Genomic DNA, 15,434 nt, shown 5'->3' on the forward strand with positions numbered 1-15,434 from the left:
CTTTCTCCACCTGCTCATGGCTTTCTCCACCTGCTCATGGCAGCTCCTTCCCGCCGGTGCAGCTGACAAATACATCTTCCAGGTTGGGGCGCACCCGGTTGATCTCGGCCCCGGTCGCCAACTCCGGCAGCCGCTGACGCAACCAGCCGACCGGGTCGGCGAGCTTACCGTCCACCAGTACCCGCAACCGCAGGCCCAGCTGGGCGACGGAGCGCACGTGCTCCAGCGCCAGCAAACGGGTTTTCAGCTCGCGCAGACCGGGGGCCGCTACCTCCAGCACGGTCACGCCCATGCCGTTCATCAATTGTTCCGGCGAGCCGTCGGCGCGCTTGATGCCGTTCTCCAGGATGGCCAGGCCGTGGCAGCGCTCGGCCTCGTCCATGTAGTGGGTGCTCACCAGTATGCTGGTGCCTGCCTCGCACAGATCGAACAACTTCTCCCAGAAGTCCCGCCGGTTTTCCGGATCCACCGCCGAGGTCGGCTCGTCGAGAAACAACAGATCCGGTTGGTGCAGGGTGGCGGCGGCCAGCGCCAGCCGCTGTTTCTGGCCGCCGCTCAGGGTGCCGGCGAAACGACCGGCAAAAGATGCCAGCTCATAGGTGCCCAGCAGCTCACGCAGACGATCCCGGCTGTCTTTCGCATTCAGGCCGTAGATCTGGGCGATAAACTCCAGGTTTTCACGCACCGACAGATCGTCATAGAGCGAGAATTTCTGGGTCATGTAACCGACCCGTCGGCGCAGGGTCTCGGCCTGTTCAGGGATGGCCAGCCCCAGCACCGTCATGTCGCCGGCGCAGGGCAGCAAGAGGCCGGTGAGCATGCGGATGCAGGTGGACTTGCCGCTGCCGTTGGGGCCGAGAAAGCCATATATGGTGCCGGCGGGAATGGCCAAGTCCAGCCGGTTGACGGCCACCAGCTCGCCGAACTTTCGCGTCAGCCCGCGGGTATGGATGGCCAGCTCAGTCATGGCCCGCCTCCGGCAACACCTGGGCGGGTATGCCGGACGGCAGCGCACTGGCTGCCTCGGGCAATTGCACCTTGGCCAGATACATCAGCCGGCTGCGTTCCCCCTCGGTCAGGGCGTAATAGGGTGTAAAGGCCGGCTCGGTGGCAATCCAGCTCAGGCGGCCCGGATACGGCTCCTCTATACCATCGACCCAGACCCGCAACGAGTCACCAACGTGCAGCCCGAGTCGGCCGCTGGCCGGGACATAAATCCGGGCATAAGGGGCGCCCTGGGCCTGCAATACCGCCACCACGGCACCGGGTGCAACCCGGTCCCCCACCTGGTAGGGCAAGGTTTCCAGGATACCGGCGCGGCTGGCATGAATGGTCAGCTCGGCCAGTTGATAACGGGCCTGCGCCAGCTCGGCCTGTTGTGCATCCCGGGCCGCATAGGCGGCCTCGATATCTTCGACCCGGCTGCCCGACACCTGTCTGGCGAGTCGCTGACGGGCCGCATCTATCTGAGCCCTCAGCTGATCATGGTCGGTACGAACACGGTCCAGTTCGGCCTGACTGGCCAGTTGCCGGGACGCCAGGGTACGAATGCGACCCAGGTTACGCGCCACCTCCGGCAGCCGGGCCTGCAACTGTGCCAGTTCGGCCCGGGCGGCACTGATGTCTTCCTCCCTGGCGCCCGTCAGCAGCAGTGCCAGCCCCGCCTCGGCCTGACGCAATCGGGCCTGCTGGCGGCCGACCTCCAGCTGTTGCCGGGTAACATCCAGCCGCACCAACAGAGTGCCTTCCGCTACCCGCTCCCCCTCCGCCACCGGTTGTTCCATTACCAGCTCGGCGGCGGTGGTGGTCAACTCGATGCGGTCCCGCTCCAGGGTACCGAGCCAACGATCATCCGGTGACGGCTCGCAGGCAGTCAGCAACAGGCAGCAGAGCAACAGGCCCGGGCGGGAAAATTTCGGCATGGCAGTGTCCATTGAGGCTTATGACCTTAGCTTAGCCGAAGCGCGGGAGGGGTTCGTTGCGATGGATCAGGGTAGAAGAAGATGGGCATGACTTGAAACCCAGGCTGCCGCTCGCCTGAGACCGATTTTTCCGCCGGTTCGGCCCCGCCAGGGCAACGGCGGACATGTTCCGTTATTAAAAACAGATCATCATCACAGCGAATGTCCCCTCGGGGACATATCCGTCCGGCTGCTGCGCCACCTAACATCAAGCTTCTATGGAAAGAAAAGGATAAACAGGATGGAAAAAATACTGACACCAAGGGCAGAGAAGCTGCCCATCGGCTGGCGCAAACTGGTCCTGCTGGGCGGCGCTCTGCTGTTGCTGGTCGCGCTGGGCATCGGGAAGAGTGGCGCCGAGAGCGGCTTCGGCCTGTTCGCACTGCTGCCAACCCTGGTGGTGCTGGGGCTGGCGCTGCTCACCCGTCGTACCCTGGAGCCGCTGCTGGCCGGCGCCTGGTGGGGTTTGCCATGGTGGATCCCGGCCGTACCCTGCATGGCTTTGTTGCCAGCTCGCTGACCATCATGCAGGGGCCCATCATGGGCTGGCTGATCCTGGTCTGCGGCCTGCTTGGCAGCCTCATTGCGCTATTGCAGTTCTCCGGTTCTACCCTCGCCTTCAGCGATACTCTGGGCCGTTACATCAAACGCCGCTCCCATGCGCTGATGGCCAGCTGGCTGCTCGGCATCGCCATCTTTATCGATGACTACCTCAACGCCCTTACCGTAAGCACCGCCATGCGCAAACTGTCGGACAAACTCAGAATTTCACGCGACATGCTAGCTTATGTGGTGGACTCCACCTCGGCACCGGTGTGCCTGATCATCCCCTTTTCAACCTGGGTGATTTATCTGGCCGGACTGATTGAAGCCAACGGCCTGGTGGCGGAAGGCGAAGGGTTCGCCTACTACCTTAACCTGCTGCCCTATCTGATCTACCCCTGGGTCGCCTTGCTGCTGGTGCCGCTGGTGGCCTATGGGGTGGTGCCCCTGTTCGGCACCATGAAGCAGGCCGAACAGGACTCAGCCGAGGGGAAAAACCTGCCACCGGAACAGGATGAACCCGGTCACGGGCATCCGCCTCGCCTGCTCAACTTCGTGCTGCCGGTGCTGACCCTGCTGCTGGCTACCTGGTATTTCGACATCGATGCCTTGATGGGCGTGGGCTGCGCCCTGATGGTTTGCCTGGTGCTCTACCGGTTACAGGGGCTCGCCAGCCTGCCTCGACTGTTCGACGAAATCATTCAGGGCGTCGCCACCATGTTGCTGCCGCTCGGTATCGTGTTCGCCGCCTTCGTGCTGCAGGACGTGAACGAACAGCTGGGTCTGTCCAGTTACCTGATCGATGCCATCACCCCCTACATGAATGCCCGCTGGCTGCCTGCCCTGAGTTTTCTGGTACTGGCCGGGCTGACCTTTGCCACCGGATCTTTCTGGGGAGTCTACGCCATCGCCTTTCCCATCATGGTACCGCTGGCTCAGGCCCTCGACGCCAGCATGCCGCTGACCCTGGGCGCGCTGATCTCGGCCGGCGCCTTTGGCAGCCACGCCTGTTTCTTTGGCGACTCGACGGTAATTTCTGCCAGAGGCTGCGGCATTCCCCCCATGCAGCACGCCCTGAGTCAATTGCCCTACACCCTGATTGCCGCCACCGTCACCACCCTGCTGCTGTGGCTGCTGGCCTGATGTTATTCAAGGAGAAAAAGATGAAACGTACCGGATTTGCCTTTCACGAACACTGCATGTGGCACGACGCCGGTCCCTGCTCGGTTTTCGATCGTCCCGGCGGTTTTATTCAGCCGGCGCCGGCGGCCGAGAACCCGGAAACCAAGCGACGGCTGCGTAACCTGCTGGCGGTCAGCGGCCTGCTCGAACAACTGGTACCGGTCCGGGCCGATCCCGCCGGCCGGGAAGACCTGCTGCGCTTTCATACCCGTCGCTATATCGACGAACTGTCGGCCATGAGCGAACGCGGCTTCGGCGATGCCGGCCAGTATGCTCCCTTTCGTCAGGATGCCTTTCCCATCGCCTGTCGTTCGGCAGGCCTGGCCATTGCCACCCTCGACGCGGTACTCAGGGGAGAGCTGGACAATGGCTATTGCCTGTCGCGACCGCCGGGACACCATGCCGAAGCCGACAGAGGTATGGGCTTCTGCCTGCTCGGTAATATTCCCATCGCCATCAAGGCCGCCCAAGCCAGGGGGCTGGTGCGCAAGGTGGCGGTGATCGACTGGGACGTTCATCACGGCAACGGTACCCAGCAGGCCTTTTACGACGACAGGGAAGTACTCACCATTTCGTTGCACCATGACAACAACTATCCCATTGATTCGGGTCACGTAGAGCAACGGGGCCAGGGTGACGGCCTGGGCTACAACCTCAACATTCCGCTGCCGGCGGGCGCGGGTATCGGCGCCTACCTGGCCGCCATGGATCAACTGGTGCTGCCGGCGCTGACCCGCTTCGAGCCGGAGCTTATCGTGGTCGCCTGCGGCTATGATGCGGGCGCCATGGATCCGCTGGGCTGTATGCTGCTCAACGCCGACTGTTTCGGTTTGCTCACCGAAAAAGTGATGGCGGCGGCCGATGCGCTGTGTCAGGGGCGGCTGGTCATGGTGCACGAAGGCGGTTATTCGGAAGGTTATGTGCCCTTCTGCGGGCACCGGGTGCTGGAGACCCTGAGTCAAAGCACCATTCGGGTACCAGACACGGCAGGAGACGATATTGCCCGCTGGGGGCAACAAAGCCTGCAACCGCACCAGGCGGCCTTGCTGGAAAGCCTGCGGCCACTGCTGCAGGATATTCACCCATAACCCACGGATACTGACCATTCCTGACCAGCGGGCAAAACTGGTCAGGATCCCATATCGATGTTACTTTTTATTCACCACCCAAACCCAAAATCATCCACTTCATGCAAACGGATATTGCTCCCCCCTCACTGGCGCCCCTGGCCCGGCTGCTGCCGACCCTTGACGGTAGCGACTTCTTACCCGAACTGCGAAAGTGTCTGGAACACTACTTTCCGGATATCGACCTGGTGCTGTGTCGCCTGCACCGACAGGGCCGGCCCGAAATCCTGTTGCATAACCTGAGTCCCGAACAGTACGCCGCCACGCTGGTCCCCTACTGCACCGGCATGTACCTGCTTGACCCTTTCTATCAATACTGGCTGAATCATCCGGCGCCAAGCCTGGTCAGCTTGGATCAAATCGCTCCCGAAGGCTTTCGCCGCTCGGAATATTTTCTCACCTACTACACAGGGCTGGGCTTGCATGACGAACTGATGTGCTTCTTCTGCGGAGATAGCGAGTGGGTGCTGGCCTTTTCCTTCGGTTTTTACCGACGGCCACCCTACTTGGACAGCCGACTGCTGGCCGCGCAGATGCATTACCTGTTTCCGCTGCTGCAAGCATTACTGGAAAAACACCGCTGGCAATGGCAGCAACAACAGCAAGACGAACGGCGCCAGGGGCTGGCGACCTTTGAAACCGGGCGTTTGAGCGAAAGAGAGCAGGAAGTGGCCCAGCTGTTTCTGCAGGGTTACAGCGCCAAAGCCATCGCCGACCATCTCTGTATCAGCCCGGGCACGGTCAAGAACCACCGCAAACACATTTACGGCAAGCTCGGCATCAACAGCCAGGCAGATTTGTTTCAGCTGTTTCTGCGCCATCAGGGGCTGGACTGAAGGCCGGTCACGCCGGCCTCAGACAAGTCGTTTACCGAGCCAGATGCTCGGCATGAAAACGCAGGTGGTCTTCGATGAAACTGGAGATAAAGTAGTAGCTGTGGTCGTAACCGGGCTGCATGCGCAGGGTAAGATCCGCACCGGCCTGCTCGGCAACCTGCGCCAGTGCCTGGGGTTTGAGCTGCTCGGCCAGGAAATTGTCGGCCTCGCCCTGATCCACCAGCATCGGCAGTGCGCAGCCATGCGCTTTCAACAGCAGGCTGGCATCGTACTGGGCCCAGGCGTGCCTGTCGTTACCCAGATAGGCGCCCAGCGCCTTGTGGCCCCAGGGGCAATCGCAGGGGTTGGTGATCGGCGAAAAAGCCGATACCGACACGAACCGCTCGGGATTGCGCAGTGCCAGCACCAGGGCACCGTGGCCGCCCATGGAGTGACCGCTGATGGCGCGTTTGCCGGACAGCGGCAACTCGGCCTCGACCAGCGCCGGCAATTCGCTCAGCACATAGTCGTACATCCGGTAATGCTGGTTCCAGGGTGCCTGGGTGGCATTGACGTAGAATCCGGCTCCGAGCCCTAAGTCGTAAGCCGCGTTTTCATCATCGGCCACGCCTTCGCCACGGGGGCTGGTGTCGGGGATAATCAGCGCCAGACCCAGTTCGGCTGCCACCCGCTGGGCGCCCGCCTTGCTGGAAAAGTTCTCGTCGCTGCAGGTCAGACCCGACAGCCAGTAAACGGCCGGCACCGGGCCCTGCTCCGCTTGGGGTGGCAGAAACACCGAAAACTGCATGCTGCAATCAAGGCTGCTGGACTCGTGCTGATAGCGGATTTGACGGCCGCCGAAGCATTTCTGCTCTTGTATCAGTTGCATGGAAACTCCTTCCTTCCCCCTTGGGGGGAGCTGTAAGCTGCCAGCTTTAAGCTGTAAGACAAACACCGAAGGCTGCAGGCTCGACATTGTGCCTGCGACATCAACAGTCGCCTGCTGGATGGACTCCGGCCTTCGCCGGAGTGACGGTATTGTTCAGGCGACCGCGGGCTGCTTACAGCTTATGGCTTAAAGCTGCCTTTAGGCTTATTTGTCGAAGTGGATCACCGAGCGGATCGACTTGCCTTCATGCATCAGGTCGAAGGCGTGGTTGATGTCTTCCAGGCCCATGGTGTGGGTGATGAAGGTATCCAGCTCGAACTCACCGTTCAGGTACTGCTCGACGATGCCCGGCAGCTGAGAGCGGCCTTTTACACCACCGAAGGCACTGCCGCGCCATACCCGGCCGGTGACCAGCTGGAACGGACGGGTGGAGATTTCCTGGCCGGCGCCGGCAACCCCGATGATGACCGACTCGCCCCAGCCCTTGTGGCAGCATTCCAGGGCGGAACGCATCACCTTGACGTTACCGATACACTCGAAGGAGTAGTCCACGCCACCGTCGGTCAGTTCGACGATCACGTCCTGAATCGGCTTGTCGTAGTTGTTGGGGTTGATGCACTCGGTCGCACCCAGCTGCTTGGCGATGTCGAACTTGTCTTCATTGATGTCGATGGCGATGATGCGGCTGGCCTTGGCCATGACGGCACCGATGATAACGGCCAGACCGATACCGCCCAGGCCGAATACCGCGACGGTGTCGCCTTCCTGCACATTGGCGGTGTTCTTGACCGCGCCCATGCCGGTGGTTACGCCACAACCCAGCAGGCAGACCTTCTCCAGCGGTGCTTCTGGGCTTATCTTGGCCAGGGAGATTTCCGGCACCACGGTGCGCTCGGCGAAGGTGGAGCAGCCCATGTAATGGAAAATCGGCTTGCCGTCCTTGAAGAAACGGGTGGTGCCGTCGGGCATCAGCCCCTTGCCCTGGGTGGCGCGAACCGCCTGGCACAGGTTGGTCTTGCCTGATTTACAGAATTTACACTCGCCACACTCGGCGGTGTACAGCGGGATCACGTGGTCACCCACTTCCAGGGTGGTCACGCCCTCGCCGACCGCCTCGACGATACCGCCCCCTTCATGGCCGAGGATGGCCGGGAAGATACCTTCGGGATCATCACCAGACAGGGTAAAGGCATCGGTGTGACACACACCGGTGGCGACAATGCGTACCAGCACTTCGCCTTTCTGCGGCGGCATCAGATCCACCTCTTCGATGCTCAGTGGTTTGCCCGCTTCCCAGGCGACGGCGGCACGGGTTTTGATCATTTCCATTAGGTTCTCCAGTGAGATGCAGTGCGATAACCGATTCAGTATAACGGCAGAAAGAACACTGCCGTTACAATAGCTGTCGCCATTGTATATACGCAAAGTGCCAGTGAGAATGGGGACAGAAGCAAATGATTTTTACAGCTGAGTAATAATAACCCGGACATGGGGTCAATTCCCGTGTAGCACCCATAACCGTAAAACTGATCGAAACGGGCACAGGGAGAACCGCTTCTGGCGAGATGAATTTTCTGGTGGCTCGACGGGACTGTACTGCACTTTTCAGGCTGTCGGGTGTAGAATCGACGTCTTTATAGCCAACATCGCCCCCAACCCAAAGGAACGTGAGATGACTGCTGTTAAGCCGTTTGAAGTCATGGCCTTACCCGCGGAGATGGCACAACACCAACATGACTATAACCAGATTGTCATCGGCCTGAATGGCCAGACCGAGTTCGACATCGGTGGCAGTGGCAACCTGGTAGGCCCGGGCCAGGGTTGCCTGGTGTCTTCGGAGCTGTCTCATGCTTTCGGCGGCCTGGGATCCAACCGGATATTGGTACTCAACCTGTCGCCGACTCAGCCCTCGGTGCTGCCGGTGCATCAGGAACGCATGCTCGGCCTGTTTGAACAACCCCGTTACTTCCAGCTCCATCCCCAGGCCCAGCAACTGGTCTCGGTGCTGAGTCGCGAGATGAGCGACAACCCGGATGATGACCTGATGGGCCAGGCTTGCGCCCATACCCTGATGTGCGCCTTGCACCGGCATATGGCGCTTCCCTCGGGGAGACTCCAGACCAATCGCCTTAACCTGGACGTGATCGATAGCTACATCGAGCAGAACATGGGCCGTAAGATCACGGTGGCACAGCTGGCTGGCTGTGCCTTTCTGGGAGAAAGCCAGTTCCATGCGCTGTTCAAGGAGCAAACCGGCATGTCGCCCTATCAGTACCTGCTGGAAAAACGACTGAACGAGGCCTGCAAGATGCTGGCCCACAGTCATCACAGCTTGTCCTATATCGCCCAGCGTTGCGGTTTTTCCAGTCAGAGCCTGTTTACTCAGGTATTCTCCAGCCGACTGGATATTTCTCCTGCCCGTTATCGCAAGCTGCAACACTGACTCCCGGCCGGAAACCGGGCCGGTCCTTTGCCGCCACGACGTCCTCGACACACAACAAGGGTCTGCTATCGATAAAACCTGTGTTTGTGATCACTTTTAGCGAACCGACGGAGTTTTCCTAAAAAAAAACGCAGTAAAGCAAAAGATCTGCCCCCCCATTCCCACTATTATCCTTGTGAAGTAACAAGATCTTAACCATGCTTTGCGCAATCACGGCCACAAACTGTATTCCGCTTTGCTAGTAAACGGGAATCCATCCTGGAGGAACAGGGAATGATTGAATCCAACTATGCCATCACCGGCACTTTTCTGGTGTATCTGGTTGCCATGATGGCCATCGGTTACTACGCCTACAAACGCACCGCCAACTCGGCAGACTACTTTCTGGGTGGTCGCTCACTGGGTCCCTGGCCCTCAGCCATCTCTGCCGGTGCCTCGGACATGAGTGGCTGGCTGCTGCTGGGCCTGCCCGGTTATGCCTATGCCGCCGGTATCGAGTCCTTCTGGCTGGCCGGCGGCCTGTTGCTGGGTACCTGGGCCAACTGGATGTTCTGTGCCAAACGACTGCGTACCTACACTCTGGAAGTGGATGACGCCATCACCATTCCCGAGTACCTGTCCCGCCGTTTCGAAGACAAATCCAAGCTGCTGCAGACCATCTCTGCCTTTATCATCCTGCTGTTTTTCCTGTTCTACACCAGCTCCGGCCTGGTCGCAGGCGGCAAACTGTTCCAGACCGTATTCGGCATGGATTACCAGATAGCCGTGGTGGTCGGTACCCTCTGTATCGTTTCCTATACCCTGTTTGGCGGCTTCCTGGCCGTTTCCTGGACCGATCTGGTGCAGGGCCTGCTGATGGCAGCCGCCCTGATGATAGTGCCGATCGCCGCGATGGAAGGCGGCTTCGGCCAGCTGAGCTCCGAGCTGAATAACATTAACCCCGAACTGCTGACCCTGTGGAACGGTATCGATGGCAAGCCGCTGTCCGCCATCGCCATCATCTCGCTGGCTGCCTGGGGTCTGGGTTACTTTGGCCAGCCTCATATTCTGGCCCGCTTCAACGCCACCCGCAGCAATAAAGACATCACCACCGCCCGCCGCATCGCCGTTATCTGGAGCTTCCTGTCCATGGTCGGCGCCCTGATGGTTGGTCTGGTTGGCCTGTTGTATGTGCAGAACAGCATGGGCGGCGAACTGGCCGATGCAGAAACCATCTTCATGGTGCTGGTCAACGCCGTGTTCCATCCGGTTATCGCCGGTATCCTGCTGGCTGCCATCCTCGCCGCCATAATGAGTACCGCCGACTCCCAGCTGCTGGTGTCGTCTTCTGCCCTGGCCGAAGATTTCTACAAGCAGCTGTTCCCCAACACCACTCCCCAGAGCCTGGTCAACATCGGTCGCTTTGCGGTGATTGCCCTGTCTGTGGTCGCTCTGGTACTGGCACTGAACCCCGACAGCACCGTGCTGGGTCTGGTGTCTTACGCCTGGGCCGGTTTCGGCGCCGCCTTCGGCCCCGCCCTGCTGTTCAGCCTGTACTGGCGCAACATGAACCGCAACGGCGCCCTGGCCGGCGTACTGGCCGGCGGCATTACCGTGGTAATCTGGAAGCAAATCTCCGGCGGCATCTTCGATATCTATGAAATCGTCCCCGGCTTTATCTTCGCCTCCATCGCCATCGTAGTGGTCAGCAAGTTGACCGGAGCGCCCAAGGCATCGGTCACCAAGACCTTCGACAACTACCAGAAGAGTCTGGATACTCTGGATTAACCTCTCTCCAAGCCCGGCTGTCGCCGGGCTTTTTCCATCTCATCGGCTAAGCTTGTGTCTATCTGCACCACACAAGAATCGATGCCATGCCCCCAAGCTCCCTCTATCTCGGCAGTAACCACCAGCAACAACCGGTAGCACTTTCTCTGCCAATGGCCAACCGCCACGGACTGATTGCCGGCGCCACCGGCACCGGAAAAACCGTGACCCTGCAACGCCTGGCCGAACGCTTTTCCCGCGTCGGCACCCCGGTGTTCATGGCCGATATCAAGGGCGATCTGTCCGGATTGGCCGCCCCCGCCGAGCCCGGCGGCAAAATCGCGCAACGACTGGAACAACTTGGGTTGACAGACTATCAGCCACGAGCGGTTCCGACCCTGTTCTGGGATCTGTTCGGGGAGCGAGGGCACCCGGTACGCACCACCATCTCGGAGCTGGGCCCGTTGTTGCTGGCCAACATCATGAACCTGAACGATACCCAGACCGGCATTCTCTACGGCTGTTTTCGCATCGCCGACGATCAGGGCCTGCTGCTGCTCGACCTCAAGGATCTGCGTGCCCTGCTAAGCTGGGTGACCGACAACGCCAGGACCCTGAGCAAGCAATACGGCAGCCTGCCCGGTAACAGTCTCGGCGCCATTCAGCGCCGACTGATGGTGCTGGAACAGGAAGGAGCCGAACGCTTCTTTGGTGAGCCGGCGCTCAACCTGCGTGACCTGATGCAGAAGGATTTTTCCGGTCAGGGCGTGGTCAGTATTCTCGACGCCACCCGGTTGATACAAACCCCCAGGCTGTACGCGACCTTTCTGCTCTGGCTACTGAGCGAGCTGTTCGAAAACCTGCCGGAGATCGGAGATCCCACTCAGCCGGTGCTGGTATTTTTCTTCGATGAGGCCCACCTGCTGTTCAATTCCGCCCCCAGGGCTTTACTTGAAAAAATAGATCAACTGGTGCGACTGATCCGATCCAAGGGCGTGGGCGTCTACTTCATCAGCCAGAACCCGCTGGATATTCCCGACTCGGTGCTCGGCCAGCTGGGCAACCGGGTACAGCACGCCCTGCGTGCCTTTACCCCTCGTGATGAACAGGCGGTCAAGGCCGCCGCCCGCACCTTTCGCGCCAATCCGGGCTTCGACACCCAGACTGCCATCACTCAACTGGGCGTAGGTGAAGCGCTGGTATCGGTGCTGGACGAACAAGGCAGCCCCACACAAGTTGAAATCACCCTTATCTGCCCTCCCGAGTCCCGCATCGGCCCCCTGAGTACAGAAGAAAGGGCCAGCCGCCTGAAGAGCTCGCCCCTGGCCGGCCGTTATGAGCCGCTGCTCGACAGAGACTCGGCCTTCGAAATGCTCGCCCGCCGGGTACCAGAGCCCGCTGCTGCGGCCGCCACTCCGGTCCCAGCCACCGCAACACCGGCGCCGCGTCGTGCCAGCCGACGCGACTCGCTGCTGGAAAGCGTGGCCAAAAGCACCCTGCGCAGTATTGGCAGTCAGCTGGGCCGACGTCTGGTTCGCGGCCTGCTCGGTTCCTTGCTCGGCGGACGCTGAAACCAGGGCTTGCTCCCGAAAGCAAAAAAGCCTGACACCGGTAATCGATGTCAGGCTTTAACGGAAGCAAGCGTGCAGTGTGATGGAGCAGGCGTGAGTTATCCCTCACGCCCCACATCCAACACCTCGGCGACGTGCCTTATGCCATCTGCGATTGCAGATAGTTGGGCAGACCGATGCGGTTGATCAGGCCCAGTTGCTGTTCCAGCCAGTGGGTATGGTCATTTTCGGTGTCTGCCAGCAGCACCTGCAGCATGTCTCGCGTCTGGTAGTCGTGCTCCTGCTCGCACAGCGCCATGACGTTGCGCAGATCCACAATCACCTTGTATTCCAGATCCAGATCACTCTGCAGCATGGAAGGGACATCCTTGCCGATATTGAGCGGTACCCGGGTGACCATATCCGGCGTGCCTTCCAGAAACAGAATGCGCTCAATCAGCTTAGAAGCATGGCCTTTTTCATCTTCAAATTCATGATCGATGCGCTCGAACAGTTTTTTCAGGCCCCAGTCGTCGTACATACGGGAGTGAATAAAATACTGATCCATGGCACTCAGCTCGCCGGCCAGCAGCTCATTCAACGCCGCTATCACCTTTGCATTACCTTTCATTGTCGGCTCCCCCTTACATTTGCGACTGTTGATAGTTCTCGAGACCAATCTTGGCAATCAGGTCGAGCTGGGTATCAATCCAGTCGAGATGGGCTTCTTCGTATTCTTCAATCTCGCACAACAGCTCGCGGGATACGTATTCCCGAATCGACTCGCAGTAGGCGATGGCCTCTTTGAGTACCAGTAACTGTTCTTCCACCTGCTGCTTGTCACATTGCAGCATTTCCTCGGTGGTTTCGCCGATCCGCAGACGGTTCAGGTGCTGCAGGTTGGGCAGACCTTCGAGAAACAGCACCCGCTCAATCAGCTTGTCGGCCTGTTTCATGTCCTTGATGGACTTCTTGTATTCACGCTCATCCAGCTGATGCAGGCCCCAGTTCTTGAACATGCGGGCATGCAGAAAATACTGGTTGATGGAGGTGAGCTCTATGCTCAGTACCTGATTAAGGTACTCAATGACTTTCTTGTCGCCTTTCATGTCTTCCCCCTCTGAACAATGCGGCCATGATAGTATCAAGCGGACTTCATTTCAAACCAGATAGCCAATAAACCATTGATTTAATTGGGATAACGTAGTGTTAATAAGAACAACTCCAATTTGTACCCCGCCTCTCCCCGATACATGAGCATAGCTACGGAATGATTTCGTATCAAAGCAGCGCCGCCCCACCACGGCTCCGGGGAACGGCCCCCGGAGCACTCGAGCCGTTAATGGCTGCCCCCTTTGTTGCCCGCTACTTGATCCAGATGGGGTTGGAGTAAGCCTTGTTGCCCTGTTTGTCCTCTACGACCCATTGCATCCAGGTGCGTTTGGGCGGCACCGGCACCCCGGTTCTGAACCACTTGGCACCGTTTATTTTCCAGCCAGCCACCTGTTTGCCGTCCAGCCAGACCTCGGCCTTGGCCAGACCTATCCCTGAACGGAACTCGACCTGGGTTTCACTGTAGGGCGTGGCCTCGCCACCGAAATTGGTGGTGATGGGATAAACCTCGGGGCCAAAGCTGACAAAGCTGTGCCCACGGGCCGCGGCACTGGCAAAATCGGCCGTAATGCGCCCCTTGGGAGTATAGGCATAGATCTTGCCGCTGTTATGTCGTGCATCCTTCAGCAAGGGGCCTGCATTCAGGTAGACCCGTTCGCCTCGGCTCCAGCGCTGGCGCATCGTCGACAGATAAGACTCGAAATTGCCGGACACCGGGGCCAGCTCAAACAACCCCAGCTCGGCCTGGGGGCTGGAGGTGGTGTACATCTCCTTATCCGAAAGCAAGTTACCGAGAGAGCCGGCACTCAGCCAGGCGGTAAATTCAAGGCCCTTGCCGGCGGCATGGGAGCGGCGCAAGTCGTCGGTTTCATACAGCTGGTTCAGGTTGTTCTGCAACTGCGCGGCGGTCCAGTGACTTTGAACCATGCGCGGCACATCGTTATAGCTCGGTCCCTGACGGGCCGGCTCGTTACGCTGCAATTGATAACCGGCAAACAGGGGGGCGTTAACCGGATCCAGCACCCGGGTGCTGAGCGTGATGCCGGGGTAGTCTTTCGCCACCTCGTAGCGGCTCAACAGCCGATGTCCGTTCCAGGTTCTCGCCAATTCAATCACCAGCTGATCGGGGCTATGGTGAACCACTTCCAGGCGCTCAACTGATAACTCACCTTCACCGGGAACAAAGTCAACGGATTCGACCAGATCGGCACCAAAGACGCCGTTTTCCACCATGGCCAGATCCAGGATCCCTTGCCGCGAAACGGCAAAGGTAAAATGGGGGGTACGTACGGTAATGTCATCGGCGCCGCGGGCATCACCGCCCTGGATCCAGGTTGGCCCACGCACGACTTCTATACTGGCGGGCGGCGTCCCCTGCCTTGCAGTATTGGAGGAACAGGCAGTCAGAACCACGGCGGCCAGCAACGACAGGCCGAATTGATAAAAACGCATATTTAAGAAACCCTGAATAAGAGGAACGACGACGGAGCAGGGATTCTGACAGCTCCTTGCCAGAACTCAAGCTCCGCAAGAAAGGGGCCACCGTGGCGGTGAGGCACCGGCTCCGCTACACCGGGCAGCATCCCGCAAGAGACCCCCTGCCCGTTGCTGCGGGCGCGACGAACAGCGTCGCTCAGGGCTCGTCCTGCTCCAGCCAGGCTCTGGCATCCTGCAGATGCTCGAAGTACTGCACCTGGCTGCTGAGCAGGAACCAGTCCACCACCATGGCCATCAGCTTTTCCTTGAGGTTCACCCCCACTATTGCCAGCTTGCTGAATTCATCACCATGTTTGCGGGTAAACCGGATGTCTTCCCAGAAGGCCTTGGCTTCCCAGTCATTGAAGTCAATCATGTCCACCAGAGCCCGGATTCTGGGGTTTTCCATCTCGGCCAGGGCCCGTTCGAGCTGCAGCTCCATGTCCCTGAAGTCCTCGTAGGCGATATCACCGTAAATCTTGATGGTGAGCCACAGGGTGTGATTATCCTGCGTGTTCATCTCGACAGACATGCCGTGTGCTTCCAACATAATGGCTACTCCCTCATCTATACCTCATGGTCATATTAT

Annotated in this window: 15 protein-coding genes; 7 read left to right on the forward strand and 8 right to left on the reverse strand. The window is 59.5% G+C overall.

Going from position 1 to position 15,434, the window contains the following annotated elements:
- Positions 1–34 precede the first annotated feature (34 nt).
- Together BFR47_RS04955 and BFR47_RS04960 are read right to left on the reverse strand one after the other, a co-directional pair.
- On the reverse strand, positions 35–967 hold the full coding sequence (locus BFR47_RS04955; RefSeq protein WP_071472031.1) for an ABC transporter ATP-binding protein: 933 nt from the start codon (positions 965–967) through the stop codon (positions 35–37).
- On the reverse strand, positions 960–1,922 hold the full coding sequence (locus BFR47_RS04960) for an HlyD family secretion protein (protein ID WP_139215101.1): 963 nt from the start codon (positions 1,920–1,922) through the stop codon (positions 960–962). Before BFR47_RS04960 ends, BFR47_RS04955 begins: the two co-directional genes overlap by 8 nt.
- Positions 1,923–2,202: 280 nt before the next feature.
- On the opposite strand from BFR47_RS04960, the gene BFR47_RS18530 reads away from it, so the two are divergent.
- The 4 genes from BFR47_RS18530 (at position 2,203) to BFR47_RS04975 (ending at position 5,649) form a co-directional block, all read left to right on the forward strand.
- Positions 2,203–2,481, forward strand: a complete 279-nt coding sequence (locus BFR47_RS18530) for a hypothetical protein (protein WP_245748802.1) — start codon at positions 2,203–2,205, stop codon at positions 2,479–2,481.
- A complete protein-coding gene (locus BFR47_RS04965; RefSeq protein ID WP_245748803.1) occupies positions 2,433–3,647 on the forward strand; it encodes a Na+/H+ antiporter NhaC family protein in 1,215 nt (404 codons plus the stop codon). Before BFR47_RS18530 ends, BFR47_RS04965 begins: the two co-directional genes overlap by 49 nt.
- Positions 3,648–3,667: 20 nt before the next feature.
- Positions 3,668–4,774, forward strand: a complete 1,107-nt coding sequence (locus BFR47_RS04970) for a class II histone deacetylase (RefSeq protein ID WP_071472033.1) — start codon at positions 3,668–3,670, stop codon at positions 4,772–4,774.
- A 101-nt stretch (positions 4,775–4,875) separates the two neighbouring features.
- Positions 4,876–5,649 (forward strand): response regulator transcription factor, encoded by a 774-nt coding sequence (locus BFR47_RS04975; protein WP_245748804.1) that lies wholly within the window; start codon positions 4,876–4,878, stop codon positions 5,647–5,649.
- Positions 5,650–5,680: 31 nt separating this feature from the next.
- Here BFR47_RS04975 and fghA read toward each other — a convergent pair whose 3' ends face one another.
- Entirely contained in the window at positions 5,681–6,517 is an 837-nt protein-coding gene (gene fghA, locus BFR47_RS04980; RefSeq protein ID WP_071472035.1) for an S-formylglutathione hydrolase, read from the reverse strand.
- A gap of 204 nt (positions 6,518–6,721) precedes the next feature.
- Positions 6,722–7,846 carry an S-(hydroxymethyl)glutathione dehydrogenase/class III alcohol dehydrogenase gene (locus BFR47_RS04985; RefSeq protein ID WP_071472036.1) on the reverse strand — a complete coding sequence of 375 codons (1,125 nt, stop codon included), beginning with the start codon at positions 7,844–7,846 and terminating at the stop codon, positions 6,722–6,724.
- A gap of 343 nt (positions 7,847–8,189) precedes the next feature.
- On the opposite strand from BFR47_RS04985, the gene BFR47_RS04990 reads away from it, so the two are divergent.
- From BFR47_RS04990 to BFR47_RS05000, 3 genes are all read left to right on the forward strand, one after another.
- Positions 8,190–8,960 (forward strand): helix-turn-helix domain-containing protein, encoded by a 771-nt coding sequence (locus tag BFR47_RS04990; RefSeq protein ID WP_071472037.1) that lies wholly within the window; start codon positions 8,190–8,192, stop codon positions 8,958–8,960.
- 273 nt (positions 8,961–9,233) lie between these two features.
- Entirely contained in the window at positions 9,234–10,727 is a 1,494-nt protein-coding gene (gene putP / locus BFR47_RS04995; RefSeq protein WP_071472038.1) for a sodium/proline symporter PutP, read from the forward strand.
- Between the two features lie 86 nt (positions 10,728–10,813).
- Positions 10,814–12,277, forward strand: a complete 1,464-nt coding sequence (locus tag BFR47_RS05000) for a helicase HerA-like domain-containing protein (RefSeq protein ID WP_083399013.1) — start codon at positions 10,814–10,816, stop codon at positions 12,275–12,277.
- Between the two features lie 139 nt (positions 12,278–12,416).
- Here the strand turns inward: BFR47_RS05000 and bfr (BFR47_RS05005) are convergent, their stop codons facing one another.
- The 4 genes from bfr (BFR47_RS05005) to BFR47_RS05020 all read right to left on the reverse strand — a co-directional run bounded on the left by bfr (BFR47_RS05005) (position 12,417) and on the right by BFR47_RS05020 (position 15,395).
- Positions 12,417–12,887, reverse strand: coding sequence for a bacterioferritin (gene bfr / locus BFR47_RS05005; protein WP_071472040.1), 471 nt, complete (start codon positions 12,885–12,887; stop codon positions 12,417–12,419).
- Between the two features lie 13 nt (positions 12,888–12,900).
- Positions 12,901–13,365 (reverse strand): bacterioferritin, encoded by a 465-nt coding sequence (gene bfr, locus BFR47_RS05010; protein WP_071472041.1) that lies wholly within the window; start codon positions 13,363–13,365, stop codon positions 12,901–12,903.
- 256 nt (positions 13,366–13,621) lie between these two features.
- Positions 13,622–14,821, reverse strand: a complete 1,200-nt coding sequence (locus BFR47_RS05015; protein ID WP_071472042.1) for a CehA/McbA family metallohydrolase domain-containing protein — start codon at positions 14,819–14,821, stop codon at positions 13,622–13,624.
- A 181-nt stretch (positions 14,822–15,002) separates the two neighbouring features.
- Positions 15,003–15,395 (reverse strand): SpoIIAA family protein, encoded by a 393-nt coding sequence (locus BFR47_RS05020; RefSeq protein ID WP_071472043.1) that lies wholly within the window; start codon positions 15,393–15,395, stop codon positions 15,003–15,005.
- Positions 15,396–15,434: the final 39 nt, after the last annotated feature.

Source organism: Oceanisphaera psychrotolerans (assembly GCF_001870485.1).
Lineage (GTDB): Bacteria > Pseudomonadota > Gammaproteobacteria > Enterobacterales > Aeromonadaceae > Oceanimonas > Oceanimonas psychrotolerans.

Bases quoted from the DNA above. Each gene is read 5' to 3' on its own strand.
- BFR47_RS05015 (WP_071472042.1), bottom strand. From the start codon at position 14,821: ATGCGTTTTTATCAATTCGGCCTGTCGTTGCTGGCCGCCGTGGTTCTG.
- BFR47_RS04965 (WP_245748803.1), top strand. From the start codon at position 2,433: ATGGTGGATCCCGGCCGTACCCTGCATGGCTTTGTTGCCAGCTCGCTG.
- BFR47_RS04990 (WP_071472037.1), top strand. From the start codon at position 8,190: ATGACTGCTGTTAAGCCGTTTGAAGTCATGGCCTTACCCGCGGAGATG.
- BFR47_RS04955 (WP_071472031.1), bottom strand. From the start codon at position 967: ATGACTGAGCTGGCCATCCATACCCGCGGGCTGACGCGAAAGTTCGGC.
- bfr (WP_071472041.1), bottom strand. From the start codon at position 13,365: ATGAAAGGCGACAAGAAAGTCATTGAGTACCTTAATCAGGTACTGAGC.
- putP (WP_071472038.1), top strand. From the start codon at position 9,234: ATGATTGAATCCAACTATGCCATCACCGGCACTTTTCTGGTGTATCTG.
- BFR47_RS18530 (WP_245748802.1), top strand. From the start codon at position 2,203: ATGGAAAAAATACTGACACCAAGGGCAGAGAAGCTGCCCATCGGCTGG.
- BFR47_RS05020 (WP_071472043.1), bottom strand. From the start codon at position 15,395: ATGTTGGAAGCACACGGCATGTCTGTCGAGATGAACACGCAGGATAAT.
- BFR47_RS04960 (WP_139215101.1), bottom strand. From the start codon at position 1,922: ATGCCGAAATTTTCCCGCCCGGGCCTGTTGCTCTGCTGCCTGTTGCTG.
- BFR47_RS04970 (WP_071472033.1), top strand. From the start codon at position 3,668: ATGAAACGTACCGGATTTGCCTTTCACGAACACTGCATGTGGCACGAC.
- BFR47_RS04975 (WP_245748804.1), top strand. From the start codon at position 4,876: ATGCAAACGGATATTGCTCCCCCCTCACTGGCGCCCCTGGCCCGGCTG.
- bfr (WP_071472040.1), bottom strand. From the start codon at position 12,887: ATGAAAGGTAATGCAAAGGTGATAGCGGCGTTGAATGAGCTGCTGGCC.
- fghA (WP_071472035.1), bottom strand. From the start codon at position 6,517: ATGCAACTGATACAAGAGCAGAAATGCTTCGGCGGCCGTCAAATCCGC.
- BFR47_RS05000 (WP_083399013.1), top strand. From the start codon at position 10,814: ATGCCCCCAAGCTCCCTCTATCTCGGCAGTAACCACCAGCAACAACCG.
- BFR47_RS04985 (WP_071472036.1), bottom strand. From the start codon at position 7,846: ATGGAAATGATCAAAACCCGTGCCGCCGTCGCCTGGGAAGCGGGCAAA.